The following is a 14,984-nucleotide window of genomic DNA, read 5'->3' as shown; positions in this document are numbered from 1 at the left end:
CATTTTATTCATATTTTGATATGCTGTGATAATTTATTAATGTACAGAGAACGGATTAAGAAGAAGAAAATGATCTCGATAATCCCGAACAATGTAAGTATAATGATTAATTCTTTTAATAAAGAGAAAGCAAACATATTTTGTAAAAACTGAATCGCAAATATTGTATGAATACCAGCAACGATATAAGGAATGAAAAATAAAATTCCTAATTGAATCGTTGCAGAACGAAACATTTCCGATTCTGTTAGACCGATTTTGGTAATCGTAATGTATTTTTGTTTTTCAATCGTTAAGTCATTATACATACGGAAGTATAAAACACTAGCTGCTCCGATAAAGAAAATAAAGCCGAGAAATGTCCAAATAAAGAAAGTGGCAATTGAATTGCCTTTACTGTAGTTTAGATCCACCGCGGCTGTAGAAAGGGAAAAAGGGGCTCGAGCATCTTCTTCTTTATGTTTTTCATAAAAATCACGCACATCTTCACTTATAGTCCGCGAAATGTTTTTTGTCGGAGTAATTGAGTTTTCCCAGTTCTCCACAAAATAATTATATAGCGTTATTGTTTCAATATGAGGAATCGAATTATCAATTACAGTATCTTGAATAACAATTAAATGGGGTAATAAAAAAGAAGGCTCTATCCCTTTATTAATAAATCCTTTAATAGAGAATTCCTTTTTATTTGATCCAAGTGTAATTGTATTTTGCTTTGCAAATGGATTTGATACAAGATTTAAGAGTTCGGGCGAGTAACGAGAAATAATATAAACTTGTGTAGAATCAAGAGTTATTTCTGGTCTCTTTAATTGTTTGGCGAGTATGTTATAGTCACTCATTTTCATAAGAACAACGTCCTCTTTTAAAGCTGTATCTTTTAATACTGTAGATTTGTATTTATTGTATTGAAAATTAGCCTTTGTAAGCTCCGTTTCAATTGTAGCAATGTGCTTTTGTTCCAATTGATTTTCACCTTTGGACGTATACGTGAAGGGGAAAGGATATCGTTCTAATATCGATGCTTTCGTATTATTATTAGCAGCAAATAACCCAGTAATAATTGTAAATGCAAGTGCTGACAACATAGAAACGATAAAGAGCACATTAATATTACTACGTGTACGGCTAGCTAAATCTGAAATCCATAACATGTTTATTTGTTTCATATAAAACTTTCTTCGCTTTTTTAAGATAAAGATAAAGAGGAGAAACGTCTGTGAAAAGAATAAATATGTTCCGACTATTACGAGCGGTAAAATAGATAACATGATAAGGTATACAGATCCATTTTGTGCATTTTTTTCTGTTATGTAGCCTTGCGGATAACCAGCGATATAATAGCACAGCCCTAAACAAATTAAGGCAAACAATGAAACGAGTATGGACGGCCTTTTTTCGTCTTTTTCCTTTTTATTATTTTTAATTAATCGAGTTGTTTTCCGAGTACGAATGAACATCGGTGTAAATGTAGAAACGATGAAAAATAAAATAATAAAAGTTATTGTAGTAACGATAATTGCTTCTGTTGGCCAATATAAATAGAGGCCTTTTGCATTTGTTAATTTAGAAGTAACGAGTAAGAAAAAGTTAGAGAACACAAGACCGCCTTGAATACCAGCAAAGATAGCTAGTATTCCAATAATCATATTTTCAGTAAACAAAAGCCGTTTTAATTGTTTGTGTGAAATACCGAGAACAGTTAAAACGCCAAATTGTTGTTTCCGTACATTTAAAAATGTCCCAATAGAATATAAGAGAAAGAAGAACGAGAACAAAACGATAACAAACTGTGCCATGCCAGCCAAGTTCATGAGCGGATCTTGTTCCTGCAATTTATTCATAATTTGTAAGCGTGGATGATACGCGTATACAGTAAATGAAAAGAAAACCATGATAGAAAACGCACTACTTACAAAATAAGCGAAATATGCTTTCGAATTACGCGAGACATTTTTAAATGCGAATTGCCAAAATGTCATCCACGTCTTCCTCCTAATAATGCTAAAACATCTAAAATTTCTTGATAAAATTTCTCGCGATATAGTCCGCGGTGTAGTTCGTTGTAAAGCTCGCCATCTTTAATGAAAATGACGCGGTTACAATAACTTGCTGCAAACGGATCGTGTGTAACCATTAAAATTGTTGCATCTTCTTCTTTGTTTAACTTCGTAAATAACTCCATTACATCAATAGCTGCTTTTGAGTCCAAGTTTCCTGTCGGTTCATCAGCTAGTAAAAGAGACGGATGATGAATCACAGCACGTGCTACTGCGGTACGCTGTGCTTGTCCCCCAGAAACTTCAAAAATACGCTTGTCTAAAATATGATCAATTCCAAGTTTTTTTGAAATGTGATCAAGCTTTTCGTCCATTTCTTTTAATGGAACATTATCTAATGTTAAAGGTAGTACGATATTTTCGCCGATTGTTAGTGTATCTAGTAGGTTAAAGTTTTGGAAAACAAATCCTAACTCTTGTCGGCGGAAAATAGCTAACTTTTCTCTACGAAATGTATGCGGTTTTTTTCCGTTAATAACGACATCACCAGAAGTAGGAGAATCAATTGTGGAAATAACGTTTAAAAACGTAGATTTCCCGCTCCCAGACGGCCCCATAATTGCAACAAACTCACCTTTATCTACATGTAAATTTATATTTTTTAAAGCGGTATGGGGGACTTTCCCCTCATACACTTTTGAGACGTTTTTGATGTGTAATACTTCTTCCATAGTAATCACCTTTCTATTTTTAAAACTTAATGTGCTGTGATAATTTTTGCATATAAAAGGAACGAATTAAAAGGAAAAATAAAATTTCAACTGTTCCAAAAATCATAAGTACGACTGTAATTTCAGCGAAGAACGAGAGATGTAATATGTCTTGTAGCATCTTTGTGGCAAACATCGTATGGATCGATGCCATAATGTATGGAACAAAGAATAAAATAGCAAGCTGAATTGTCGCTGAACGTTTCATCTCAGCTGCTGTTAAACCAATTTTTGTAATCGTTACATACTTTTCTTGCTCATTTGTTAAATCTGTATACATTCGGAAGTAAAGAACACTACCAGCACCGATAAAGAAAATAACTCCTAGGAAAGTACCAATTAAGAAGAACGAAGCGACATTTAATTTTGCTTTATATAGAGAATCACTCGCTTCACTTGCGTGGAAAGGAGGATGCTCTGCTTTGATCGCGTCACTTTCATTATAAATTTTTGTTGTAAATGCCGAACCGATGTTATGTGCTTTTTCCCAATCGTAAACTTTAAAGCTATATACACTCATTTGTTTTGAAACGGTGGATAATGCTTCTACATTTTCATCAGATAGTATGAGCAATTGGTATATTAAGCGATTTGGGAATGGGTTATAACCTTTATATTCTTTCACTTGTAGTTGTAAATTGTTTTGAGTAAGTGTAAGAGTATTTTTCTTTTCTTGATTATGAAGCGTTCCAATAACCTGATCATCTAAGTCTTTCATAAGAATATAAGATTCATTCTTATTCACCGTGAGTGTTTCCCAATTTAAAGCCTTAGCAAGTACATTATAGTCACTTTGTTTAATGGCATAATAGAGCTGCGTGGTATCTTCAGCTGAAGATACTTCATATATATCCGTTTTAAATTTTGTATAAGTAAAGTGCTCTTCATTAAATTTTTGTTCTAACCAGTTTAAATGTTCATCAGCTAACGTATTTTCAGTATGAGATAAATAAGTAAACGGGAAAGGATTTTTCCTAATTTCATCAAATTTTGTAAACTTACCGAATCCATATAAGAATGTAATCATTGTAAAAGCGAGCGTCGATAGCATCGCTACAATAAAAAGCATGTTAATGTTTGTCCGAATGCGCGCTGCTAAATCCGAAATCCAAAGCATATTAATTCGTTTCATATAAAACTTTCTTCGAGTTTTTAAAATACGAATAAGTAAAAAACTAATTTGTGAAAAGAAAAAGTATGTTCCAGCTGCAATAAGCGATGGAATGACAAATATACTAGAGACGGCATATAAAAGCCCAATGATGTCACCTAGCGACATAAAATACAGCGGATTTGCGGCTAACGCATATCCAGATATTAAACACGTCGCACCAAATAGAGAGATGAGCACGGATGCTTTTCTTTCTTTTTGTTGTTTTCCTTCTTTTAAAAGTCGTACAGCTTTTCTCGTACGAATGAGCATCGGTGTAAAAGATGATACGAGAATGAAGAGCCCAAGAAAGATGATGATAGTTAAAACGATAGCACTTGTAGGCGGATATAAATATAAACCAGGTACGTGTGTAATTTTGGCGGTAACTAATAAAAAGAACTGTGAAAAGACGACTCCAAGTTGAATGCCAAAAAATATAGAAAGAGCACCAATTAACATATTTTCTATAAATATGAGTCGTTTTAATTGTTTTTGAGATATGCCAAGTACTGTTAAAATCCCGAACTGTTTTTTTCGTACTTTTAAAAACGTACCGATTGAATACAGTAAAAAGAAAAATGAAAAGAACACAATGACAACTTCTGAAATTGTCATTAATATGTTCAGAGAATAATTCACGTCTGTCATATGCAATTTAGGATGAAATAAATAAACTGCAAATGAGAAAAAGATTGCGATGGAGAACGCACTGCTTACAAAATAGGCGAAATAAGCTCTGGCGTTCCGCGTCACGTTTTTAAATGCAAACTGCCAAAATGTCATTCACCTAGCCTCCTAATGGGGTGAAGATGAGAAAAGCATAAGAAATACTCTTTTCATCAAGTTTGTTTTAAATAATTTGTCCATTCGTATACTGTGATAATTTTTGCATATAAAGCGAACGAATGAATAAGAAAAATACAATTTCAACGACGCCAAAAATAATAAGAACAGCTGAAATTTCTTTGAACAGAGATAAACCAATTACATCTTGTAGCATTTTCGTTGCGAACATTGTATGAATGGATGCCATAATGTACGGAACGAAAAATAAAATACTAAGTTGAATGGTTGCAGATTTTTTCATCTCTGCATCTGTTACACCAATTTTTGAAATTGCTACATATTTTTCTTGTTCGTTCGTTAAATCCGTATACATTCTGAAATAAAGAACGCTACCTGCTCCAATAAAGAAAATGACACCTAAGAATGTCCCGATTAGGAAGTATGCAGCACTTCCTGATGTAATTCTATATAATGAGTCTGCTGATTCATAGGAGCGTATAAGGGGGCCTTCGTATTGGAATGCCTCTCGATCTTTTTGTATTTTTTTCATAAAACCATTAGCAATTTCATACGTCTTTTCCCAGTTTTGTACGTTATAATTGTACGCTGATACACGCTTTGTTGTACTTGGTAAGTTGTTTACAACAACATCAGGTAAAATTAAAGTTTGATATGAAAAGTTAGAGGGAATGGCCCCTACTTGTTCATAGCCCTTTACTTGTAATATCGTATTTGTGCTAGAAAGCGTAATAGACTTTCTATTGTAACTTGGCTCAAACTCGCTGAATAAGGTTATATAAGCATTACCTGTTAAGACATATGCTTCATTTTCGTCCATGAATAGTTGTTTCATTCGTAAGGAAGCTGCAAGTTTGTTATAGTCACTTTGTTTCATTGCATATATGTCATTATAAGCTGTTATACCTTTATCTTCTTTCAGTGGTGTTTCATATAAATCAGCCTTTATTTTTTTATAAGAGAAATTCTCTTTTTGCAATTGTTGTTCAAGCCAATTTAAATGATCGTCCACAAAAGGATTTGCGTCATAAGAAAAATAAGAGAATGGAAAAGGTGAGCTTCGCGTAACCTCTAGCTTTGTAAACTTTCCGACTCCATATAGGAACGTAATCATTGTGAAAGCAATTGTAGATAGCATCGCTACAATAAATAGCATATTAATATTCGTTCGGATGCGGCTTGCTAAATCCGAAATCCAAAGCATATTAATCCGTTTCATATAAAACGTTCTTCTTTTCTTTAAAATATAAATAAGTAAGAAACTAATTTGAGAAAAGAAAAAATATGTTCCGATTGTAACGAGTGTTGGAATCACAAAAATACTTGAAACCATATATATAACGCCTACTTGCGGATTTATTGAGAAGAAATATTTAGGGTTTGCCGCTAAAATATAACCACCTAATAAACAGATAGCACCAAATAGAGAGACGAATATGGATGGTTTTCTTACTTTTTGTTTGCCACTATTAGCTTGTAAAAGATGTACTGTTTTTTTCGTACGAATTAGCATCGGTGTAAATGAAGATACAACGATAAAGAGACTAAGAAACACAATCGTTGTTAAAATGAAAGCATTCGTAGGGGGATATAAATATATCCCTGGTAGATGTGTAATTTTCGCTGTTACTAATAAGAAAAACTGCGAAAAGACAAGTCCAAACTGCATACCGAAAAAGATAGATAAAATACCAATTAACATATTTTCAGTGAAAACGAGTCGGTGTAATTGTTTTTTTGATATACCTAAAATAGTTAAAATACCAAATTGCTTTTTACGAACTTTTAAAAACGATCCAATTGAATAGAGTAGAAAAAAGAACGAGAACAAAACAATAACAACTTCTGAAAACATCATTAATCCTGAAACTTCAGAGATCATACTGAAATTTTGTAATTTCGGATGAAACAAATAAACAGCGAACGAAAAGAAAACAGCAATCGAAAAGGAACTGCTTATAAAGTAAGCAAAATAAGCTCTTGAGTTGCGCGTTACATTTTTAAATGCAAATTGCCAAAATGTCATAATATGTGCCTCCCGTTAGCAGGCACATATGTAGTTTTATTGCAAAAAATGTATGAGAGTAAGTTCTCATACATTTTGCTAGCATATGTCACGATCATGCTTCGGTCACCTTCTCCGCATGTTCTACTTGATTATTTGCAGCGTTGTGGAAGATGATTTTAATCGTCGTTCCTTTCCCAACTTCAGAATCTAGTTTGACAGAGTGTCCTAAATAGTCACAAATTTTACTTACAATATAAAGCCCCATACCAGTGGATTCTCCGAATGCACGACCGTTTTTTCCAGTGTAAAATGGTTCAAATACTCTTCGAATATCTTCTTGCGGAATACCTACGCCTTCATCACGAACTTCTAAAATAATATCTTTTCCATTTCGATAAGCAGATAAGAAGACTTTCTTTCCACGCTCACCTGAGTAACGAACGGCATTTGTCATTAACTGATAGATGATAAATTTTAGCCATTTTGCATCAGAAGCAATCTTTAAATCAGAATGTACTTCTAAAACAGGGAAGACTCCGTTTCGAATGAATAGTTCTTTTAACCCATTAATATTTTTTGTTACCGTATCTTTTAATGAAATCGTCTCGACATGGAAGTCTTCATGGAAGTTATTTAATCTTGCCATGTATAAAGCCATATCAAGCCCTTGGTTCAGACGATCTAATTCCTGCTTAAACTTTGGAATTAAATGTTCATCTTCCATTTCGAGCACCATAAGTTGCATAACAGAAACAGGTGTCTTCATTTGATGCACCCAGTGATTAATAAACAATTGATGTTCTTGTTGTTTTACTTCGTACGATTGTAGTTCTTTTTGGAATAGACGATATTGTGTGCGCACGAGTTCATTTACACCGTGAGGCATCGGAGCAGTTGCTCTTTCAATAAACGCATCTTCCATTTTTTCTGGTTGCTCACTTAATCTATGGTACATTCTACGATTGCGAACGTAACGATAAGCGAGGAAACAAATGAATAAATATAAACTTAAAACGACGAAGTAAAATTTATTGTTTTGGAATCCATCTACTGCATCATAAAGAACGAAGATGATACCGAAGTTTAATACGTACAGTAGAAAAAATGCAAAATGATCACGTAAAAATAGCTTCATGCTTATTCACTCCAAGTTGCGTTAAAACGATACCCAAGTCCACGTACTGTTTCAATAGCATTTTCAATACCAAGCTCATTGAATTTTTTACGAAGACGCGTGATGTTTACGTTTAATGTATTTTCTTCAACGAAGCTCTCGTCATCCCAAAGGGCAGCTAATAAATCTTCACGGCTCGCCGTACGCGGGAATTTAGATAATAACATTTCTGCTAAAATAGCTTCTTTCTTCGTTAAAAGAACTTGCTCAGATCCAAAATGAATTTCTGGACGTTCTGGGAATAATTTTAGTCCTTCTACTTCAACGATACGTTCAGAAATATTTGGCGCATAATCACCGTAAATACGGCGTAATTGACCTTTAATTTTTGCCATTACAACGTCATAGTGGAACGGTTTTGTAATATAATCATCCGCACCGCTTTCAATCGCCATAATTTGTTCCATCTCACCAGCACGTGCTGAAATGAAAATAATAGGACAAGTAGATTCATGACGAATTTGGCGGCACCAGTAGAACCCATCGAATTTCGGTAAGTTTACATCAAGTAAAACAAGATGTGGCTTTACAGCGTTAAACGATTCCATAATATCATCGAAGTTCTCTGCAACAACAGCTTCATAGCCATACTTTTGAATGTGAGATTGTAGTAATGATGAAATATTTGGATCGTCTTCAACGATTAAAATTTTATACATATGTATATTCCTCCTAAAAAAACAATTGTAGCTATAGTGTATCATGTGTTTCAAGTCTTTTCATTATGTTGAAAGATAAGCTAGTAAACAGTATAGGTCAAAAGCGTGAAAAGTAAAAAGGGCGTATGTATAATTGACAATTAACTGAAATCATTTTAAGATTTAGATAAATATCTAAATGTCTAATTAGTGAAAGGAAGAAAGACATTGAATCAAGCATTCAAAGCATTAGCAGATCCAACAAGGCGAAAGATTTTAGATTTATTAAAAGAAAGTGATTTAACCGCTGGGGAAATTGCTGAACATTTTAATATGACAAAGCCAAGTATTTCACACCACTTAAACGCACTTAAAAATGCTGAACTTATTCAAGATGAAAAGAAAGGGCAATTCGTTATGTACTCTTTGAATACAACTGTATTTCAAGATTTGTTGACTTGGGTGTTTACGTTTACGAATAAGGGGGAAGAGGGGAAATGAGAAAACATCTTTTTGCAATCTTATTAATTATTATAACTTGTTTAGCTTGGGCATTTGCCTGGCCGAATTTGCCTGGCACAATGGCAGTTCATTGGGGGACTGAAGGTGTGAATGGCTTTGCTTCCAAATTTAATGCAATGCTGTTGCTACTTGGAATTATGATTTTCACTTATGTTTTATTGACAGTTACCCCTAAAATTGATCCTAAGAAAAAGAATTACGATAAGTTTTCTAGAAGTTATATGATAATGAATTATAGCGTATTAGTGGTATTATTTTTAGTAAACATGCTTGTGATTGGGGTAGGATTAGGTTATGACATTCCGATGAATAGTACACCGTATATTCTTGTTGGCCTTTTATTTATAGTCATCGGAAACTATTTACCACAATGTAAACCAAATTACTTTGTAGGTATAAAAACACCGTGGACGTTAAGTAACGAAGAAGTGTGGAGAAAGACGCACCGTTTTAGTGGAAAGGTGTTTGTTGTATTAGGTGTTATTATGATTTTAAGTATTTTTGCACCGGCAGCATGGAAAGCCTTCTTAATGATAGGAATTATTATTGGGGCGGTAGGATTAACGATGGGCTATTCATATGTTGCTTATAAAAAAGAATTAAAAATGTAAATAAAAGCAGCTTTTCCTTTCATGGAAAAGCTGCTTTTATTTTTATCACTTCTTTAAAATGAATTTCGTGTGTAAGTTTATCTTCAATATACTGCATTGCCGCATTCATATTTGTAAGTGAATCCATATTATGACCTCCTCTGTACATAGAATAGCAGGAACGAAATAGCTCCATCCGACATTTCGTGCACAACTTTGTAGGGTACATTTTGTACCTTACAAAATTGTAATGTTCCTGTAAGGAGAATGAATGGATGGCATGATATCCCAATGTTATAGTAACAAAGTACTTTGATACATTACGTTAACTTTTTGATGTCTTTACTTATGTGCCTTACATAACTGTCATGTTTGTGTAAGAAACATCGATAGTGGCAAGAGTAGAGAGTGTATATAGTTGAAGATAGAGAATAGAAGAAATGAGGGATGTCGAGATGAAAACAGTGTTAGAAGCAAAAAATATTGAAAAAGTATATGACACGGGTGGTAATAAATTTGCAGCGTTAAAAGGTATTAACTTACAAGTAAAAGAAGGTGAGTTTGTTGGAATTATGGGACCTTCTGGTTCGGGTAAGACGACTTTACTAAACGTTCTTTCTACAATTGATAATGCGACGAACGGTGAAATTTTAATTGATGGAAAAGATATCGTGAAAATGAATGATGATAAGTTAGCGTTATTCCGCCGCGATCATTTAGGTTTCATTTTCCAAGATTATAACTTATTAGATACGTTAACGGTAAAAGAGAACATTGCGTTACCTCTTGCGTTATCGAAAGTAAAGGCAAATGAAATTGATCGCCGCGTTCTTGAAATCTCAAAGAAATTTGGTATTGATCATATTTTGAGTCAGTTTCCATATCAAGTATCTGGTGGACAGAAGCAAAGATGCGCGGCATCACGTGCAATCGTTACGAATCCAAGTATGATTTTCGGGGACGAGCCAACTGGAGCGCTTGATTCTAAATCTGCAACAGATTTACTTGAAAGTATGAAGTCGTTAAATGAATATGATAATTCTACAATTTTAATGGTAACGCATGATGCGTTTGCGGCGAGTTATTGTAAACGAGTTATTTTCATTAAAGATGGTGAGTTATATAAAGAATTGCACCGCGGCGAGTTAACGCGTAAACAGTTCTTCCAACAAGTCGTTGACGTAATGTCTTCTATTTCTGGAGGTATGGCTGATGACCTTATCTAGCATTGCCCTCCGCAACATACAGCGGAATTTTAAAGACTACTTTGTATATTTTGCATCTATGATCTTTAGTATCGTTATTTATTTTACATTTAAGGCGTTGCAGTATAATTCACAAATGGAAAAAGCTGCGGAAGCTTCTAAAAAAATTAGCGGTGCATTTCAAGTTTCAAGTGTCATGCTAATTATTTTCGTGGCAGTGTTCATTATATATTCAAACGGTTTCTTTACAAGGAAGCGTAAAAAAGAAGTTGGATTATATTCCTTATTAGGTATTCGAAAAAGACAAATCGGTAAAATGCTCTTTTATGAAAATATGTTAATGGGATTAATGTCATTAGTAATCGGGATTGCGATTGGTAGTGTCCTTTCAAAATTATTCCTTGAATTATTAGTAAATATGATGGGATTAAACTTAAATGTTCATTTTGAAGTACCGATGGCTGCCATTATCGATACAGCACTTATTTTCTTTGTGATTATTTTGTATACATCACTTCAAGGATATCGTTTAATTTATCGATTTAAGTTAATTGAACTTTTCCGTGCAGAACGTGAAGGAGAAGCAATGCCGAAAGGGTCAGTAGTGATGGCATTAATTTCAGTTGTTTTAATCGGTTCAGGTTATTTCTTAGCATTAATGTTCATGAAGGCAGTTAAATATGCAGACTTTATGGCAGTTGCACTTTATATTTTACTGGCGACAGTATTAGGTACGTACTTACTATTTATGTTCTTTACAGTATTCGTATTGAAACGTGCCAGAACTAATAAATCATCGTTTTATAACGGTATGAATATGGTAACGACGTCACAGCTACTATATCGTATTAAAGGAAATGCAAAGTCACTTGCGACAATTTCTATTTTAAGCGCGGTAACATTAACAGCGGTTGGTACATCAGTTACGATGTATTACAACACATTTACGCAATCAAAAGCAGTTGCACCATATAGCTATTCTTATGAGAAAAAAGATGCAGCGCTTGATAAGAAAGTAAATGCAATTTTTGCAGAAGAGAAGAAAAATCACCCAATCAAAGATCAATTTGAAATTGAGACAGTTCCTGTAAAAGGGAAGTTTGACGGAGAAAAAGTTGATTTCATTCTAAATATGAACTATACGATTTCAGAGAAATATCAGTTTATGTCTCAGTCGGAATTTAATAAACTTGCTAAAAAAATCGACGCAGAAACAGTAAATGTAGCTGCTGGTGAAGCATTTATATATGATAGTTCATATATTGAAGGGCATGAGTTTAGTCCACAATATAAAGGAAATAAAGCAGTATTCCAAATTGGAAACGAAACGAAGCAATTAAAAATCCAAGGCGCAAATGACGTTGCGATGACAAATTTAGGTGAATTAGTTGTTGTTGTTTCAGATGAAATGTATGAGCAAGCGAAGCAAGCATTTGGAACACGCGTTGTAAAAAATATTGATGTGAAAAATGAAAAAGATAGTAAAGTGTTAACAGAAAAATTAACAAAAGTGATGCCAGCTGGTGAATCAGAAATGGTGCCATCATTTAGAGATTTCTACACTGGTTTCCATATGGGGCTTGAAGGAACAGGATTAATGATGTTTATTGGAATGTTCTTAGGTCTTGTATTCTTACTAGCAACAGGTTCCATCATTTACTTTAAACAATTAACAGAAGCAAATGCTGATCGTGAGCGTTATGTTGTCCTTCACAAAATAGGGGTCACAAAACAAGAAATGAAAAAAGCTATTGCAAAACAAGTAAGCTTTATCTTTGCGATTCCATTAGTAATCGGAATCCTGCACAGCTTGTTTGCATTAAAAGGTTTAGGGAACATACTACCATTTGAAATTATGATTCCCCTTCTAATTAGTATCGGAGTATATAGTGTTATTTATATTGGATATTACTTTATCACAGTTCGTTCTTATTATAAGATTGTGAGTGCGAAATAATAAGTGAAGCTGTAAGGAAATAAAATAGCCATTTCCCTCATTTTTTATGAGGTAAATGGCTATTTTTAGTTTTATAGAAATAATTAACGCGCATCAATTATATCTATAAAACTAAAAGTATGTTTCCGGTCAAAGGCATCTATGCATATTAAAGAACGTTTCAAAGGATTTAATTCAATTACAGTCATATAGATTGTAGGGAAATAACCATCTTTATAATAAGTGATCAATATTTCTCTTTCTGAAATGAATGAGCGTAATAAAGTATCTTCAATTCTTTCTCTATCATCGTATGGTGATACTTTTCGCGATTCTTTCATGTCAGCCGGTTTTGATATATTTGTACTACTCATACTTTCTATTCTCCTAACAATATATTTTCTATATAGGAAGGTTAATCACTATGGAAGTAGGTACTACTGATCATGCAGAAGTACCTTATGTTCGTTTTATTATGTATGATTGGGAGTCAAATTTGCTTAGTACTAAAAAATTACCAAAGTTAATAACTTATTTATAGTAATTATTTGTCATTCTTGTACTTTTTTGAATGGGATTAAAACTATATTAAGGTGAATTTGAAGGAGAATAAATGGATTTGATGAAGGTGAGATAGTATGACAACTATCTCACCTTCTATTAGGAAAGCGTTTTTATATGACAGTATGATTTTCACGATATTGTCTAGGCGTCATACTAGTAATTTTTTTGAAGACTCTTGTGAAATAACTTTGATCATTAAAATTAAGCCAGGCACAAATATCTGATAATGGATAGGTTGTTAATGTTAATAATTTTTTAGCTTCTTCTACTCGTTCTCTCTGAATGTATTCAATGAAAGGAATTCCCACTTCTTTTTTAAATAATTTTGATAAATAAGTAGGGGAGATATGTAAAAGGTTAGCAAGGTCATTAAGAGATATTTCATCGTAAATATGTTTGTGAATATGATTTAGGCACGTAGTAATGGAATTAGAATATGCTTGATTACTATATTCTTTTACACGTTCTGCAAAAGTACATAATGCATCTTCAATTAATCTATTTACGGAATACATGTTATCTAACTTTTCAATCGTTTGTATATATAAAGTACCGAGTGAAAAAGCAATATGTGATGGAAGATTACCGTCTATCGCATATCGAATAGCTAGCGTAATTGCGATAATACCGTTATTTTTTTGGTTTCTCAGTTGATTGCCTTTGGATGATATTGCCGCATCTTCTTGAGGGAATGAATATGCATATTGTATGACCTTTTCTTTATTGCCTTCTTTAATTGCTGAAAAAAATTTACGTTCCAATGATATGTCATAATTTTGCGGATCATGCCGGCGACGTTTGGAAATATATAGATCAGGATTTACGATTTTATAAGAAACGTCTTCGAGTAATTTATTTTTCTCCCAAACAATATCGCGATCTAATTTTTCATTGAAAATTACGTAATGTAACCAAATACTTATATCAATTAGCGTACTTTTCTTTATCTCGGGTAGAAATTGATAGTAGTCTACTCCTTGTTGCATTTTATTATTACAGTTGAAATATTTCATAAGTTTAATCGCCATTTCATCTGATACTTTTGGATAGGTAGTAGGTCCGATTATAATTGTTCCTTTTATATGTTCATGATCTGTTATATGGATGCTAATGAAATTCTCAAGATACTTATTCCCTTTGAAAACTGGAAAATTACAAGGAGCGTTTTCTTGATAAAGTTCATTCAGATGTTCTTCTTTAGAAGAATAAAACGGACTACCACTCGTATGAGAAGTAGATTCATACACAATTTTTCTATCAGTAGATAAAAATTGAACAGGTACATGAAAAGTGATATGTACAAGGTCACATAAGTGCTGTAGGTCGATGGAGTTATTCATTACCTTCTCCTTTTAAATAGTTTTGAAATACTAAATATTAATATTTAAATATACATTCGTCTCTATAAGGTGTAAATTCCTTATTATTTGAATTTTTTCGCGCACATGAAAATGATTACATATATTGGATAAGAGTGAAAGGTGATTTACAGATTAATTTCCACAGATGTTGTATGAAAATAGATGTAGTGATGGTACCTTACATAAAAATACATTTTATATCCATTATACCAAATTAATGAATATAAAATGTATTTTTATATACTGAACAATAAATATT

At 33.1% G+C, this 14,984-nt stretch carries 12 protein-coding genes and 1 pseudogene; 4 read left to right on the top strand and 9 right to left on the bottom strand.

Going from position 1 to position 14,984, the window contains the following annotated elements:
- Nucleotides 1-8: 8 nt before the first annotated feature.
- The 6 genes from KZZ19_RS23715 to KZZ19_RS23690 all read right to left on the bottom strand — a co-directional run bounded on the left by KZZ19_RS23715 (nt 9) and on the right by KZZ19_RS23690 (nt 8,568).
- On the bottom strand, nt 9-1,982 hold the full coding sequence (locus KZZ19_RS23715) for an FtsX-like permease family protein (protein WP_237981490.1): 1,974 nt from the start codon (nt 1,980-1,982) through the stop codon (nt 9-11).
- Nucleotides 1,979-2,731: an ABC transporter ATP-binding protein gene (locus KZZ19_RS23710; protein WP_237981491.1), complete on the bottom strand. Its 753-nt coding sequence runs from the start codon at nt 2,729-2,731 to the stop codon at nt 1,979-1,981. The genes KZZ19_RS23715 and KZZ19_RS23710 overlap by 4 nt, the downstream gene beginning before the upstream one ends.
- A 19-nt stretch (nt 2,732-2,750) precedes the next feature.
- A complete protein-coding gene (locus tag KZZ19_RS23705; RefSeq protein WP_088098153.1) occupies nt 2,751-4,706 on the bottom strand; it encodes an ABC transporter permease in 1,956 nt (651 codons plus the stop codon).
- A gap of 67 nt (nt 4,707-4,773) precedes the next feature.
- A complete protein-coding gene (locus tag KZZ19_RS23700; RefSeq protein ID WP_237981492.1) occupies nt 4,774-6,753 on the bottom strand; it encodes an FtsX-like permease family protein in 1,980 nt (659 codons plus the stop codon).
- Between the two features lie 94 nt (nt 6,754-6,847).
- On the bottom strand, nt 6,848-7,870 hold the full coding sequence (locus KZZ19_RS23695; RefSeq protein ID WP_237981493.1) for a sensor histidine kinase: 1,023 nt from the start codon (nt 7,868-7,870) through the stop codon (nt 6,848-6,850).
- A gap of 2 nt (nt 7,871-7,872) precedes the next feature.
- On the bottom strand, nt 7,873-8,568 hold the full coding sequence (locus tag KZZ19_RS23690; protein WP_000276737.1) for a response regulator transcription factor: 696 nt from the start codon (nt 8,566-8,568) through the stop codon (nt 7,873-7,875).
- 207 nt (nt 8,569-8,775) lie between these two features.
- Between KZZ19_RS23690 and KZZ19_RS23685 the strand changes: the two genes are divergently transcribed.
- The gene (locus tag KZZ19_RS23685) at nt 8,776-9,048 is read left to right on the top strand and encodes an autorepressor SdpR family transcription factor (RefSeq protein ID WP_064056391.1); all 273 of its coding nucleotides are present in this window, start codon (nt 8,776-8,778) and stop codon (nt 9,046-9,048) included.
- Complete coding sequence (locus KZZ19_RS23680) at nt 9,045-9,680, top strand: SdpI family protein (RefSeq protein ID WP_088098150.1); 636 nt, start codon at nt 9,045-9,047, stop codon at nt 9,678-9,680. The genes KZZ19_RS23685 and KZZ19_RS23680 overlap by 4 nt, the downstream gene beginning before the upstream one ends.
- Before the next feature lie 37 nt (nt 9,681-9,717).
- Here the strand turns inward: KZZ19_RS23680 and KZZ19_RS23675 are convergent.
- Nucleotides 9,718-9,828, bottom strand: a pseudogene (locus tag KZZ19_RS23675) (AraC family transcriptional regulator); the annotation flags it as partial.
- A 286-nt stretch (nt 9,829-10,114) separates the two neighbouring features.
- Here KZZ19_RS23675 and KZZ19_RS23670 point away from each other — a divergent pair.
- Nucleotides 10,115-10,885, top strand: coding sequence for an ABC transporter ATP-binding protein (locus tag KZZ19_RS23670; protein WP_000859653.1), 771 nt, complete (start codon nt 10,115-10,117; stop codon nt 10,883-10,885).
- Nucleotides 10,872-12,821 carry an ABC transporter permease gene (locus tag KZZ19_RS23665; RefSeq protein WP_226544878.1) on the top strand — a complete coding sequence of 650 codons (1,950 nt, stop codon included), beginning with the start codon at nt 10,872-10,874 and terminating at the stop codon, nt 12,819-12,821. Before KZZ19_RS23670 ends, KZZ19_RS23665 begins: the two co-directional genes overlap by 14 nt.
- A gap of 83 nt (nt 12,822-12,904) precedes the next feature.
- Here the strand turns inward: KZZ19_RS23665 and KZZ19_RS23660 are convergent, their stop codons facing one another.
- Together KZZ19_RS23660 and KZZ19_RS23655 are read right to left on the bottom strand one after the other, a co-directional pair.
- Nucleotides 12,905-13,174, bottom strand: a complete 270-nt coding sequence (locus tag KZZ19_RS23660) for a YolD-like family protein (RefSeq protein ID WP_237981494.1) — start codon at nt 13,172-13,174, stop codon at nt 12,905-12,907.
- A gap of 300 nt (nt 13,175-13,474) precedes the next feature.
- Nucleotides 13,475-14,704, bottom strand: a complete 1,230-nt coding sequence (locus tag KZZ19_RS23655) for a helix-turn-helix domain-containing protein (RefSeq protein ID WP_237981495.1) — start codon at nt 14,702-14,704, stop codon at nt 13,475-13,477.
- Nucleotides 14,705-14,984: the final 280 nt, after the last annotated feature.

It is taken from the genome of Bacillus thuringiensis, assembly GCF_022095615.2.
GTDB classification, from domain to species: domain Bacteria; phylum Bacillota; class Bacilli; order Bacillales; family Bacillaceae_G; genus Bacillus_A; species Bacillus_A cereus_AG.
This window is presented reverse-complemented; position numbering and strand designations above follow the sequence as displayed.

What these genes read in the sequence shown, in the direction of transcription:
- KZZ19_RS23705 (WP_088098153.1), bottom strand. Translation starts at nt 4,706, where the DNA reads ATGACATTTTGGCAGTTTGCATTTAAAAACGTGACGCGGAACGCCAGA.
- KZZ19_RS23695 (WP_237981493.1), bottom strand. Translation starts at nt 7,870, where the DNA reads ATGAAGCTATTTTTACGTGATCATTTTGCATTTTTTCTACTGTACGTA.
- KZZ19_RS23715 (WP_237981490.1), bottom strand. Translation starts at nt 1,982, where the DNA reads ATGACATTTTGGCAATTCGCATTTAAAAATGTCTCGCGTAATTCGAAA.
- KZZ19_RS23690 (WP_000276737.1), bottom strand. Translation starts at nt 8,568, where the DNA reads ATGTATAAAATTTTAATCGTTGAAGACGATCCAAATATTTCATCATTA.
- KZZ19_RS23670 (WP_000859653.1), top strand. Translation starts at nt 10,115, where the DNA reads ATGAAAACAGTGTTAGAAGCAAAAAATATTGAAAAAGTATATGACACG.
- KZZ19_RS23660 (WP_237981494.1), bottom strand. Translation starts at nt 13,174, where the DNA reads ATGAGTAGTACAAATATATCAAAACCGGCTGACATGAAAGAATCGCGA.
- KZZ19_RS23665 (WP_226544878.1), top strand. Translation starts at nt 10,872, where the DNA reads ATGACCTTATCTAGCATTGCCCTCCGCAACATACAGCGGAATTTTAAA.
- KZZ19_RS23700 (WP_237981492.1), bottom strand. Translation starts at nt 6,753, where the DNA reads ATGACATTTTGGCAATTTGCATTTAAAAATGTAACGCGCAACTCAAGA.
- KZZ19_RS23655 (WP_237981495.1), bottom strand. Translation starts at nt 14,704, where the DNA reads ATGAATAACTCCATCGACCTACAGCACTTATGTGACCTTGTACATATC.
- KZZ19_RS23680 (WP_088098150.1), top strand. Translation starts at nt 9,045, where the DNA reads ATGAGAAAACATCTTTTTGCAATCTTATTAATTATTATAACTTGTTTA.
- KZZ19_RS23710 (WP_237981491.1), bottom strand. Translation starts at nt 2,731, where the DNA reads ATGGAAGAAGTATTACACATCAAAAACGTCTCAAAAGTGTATGAGGGG.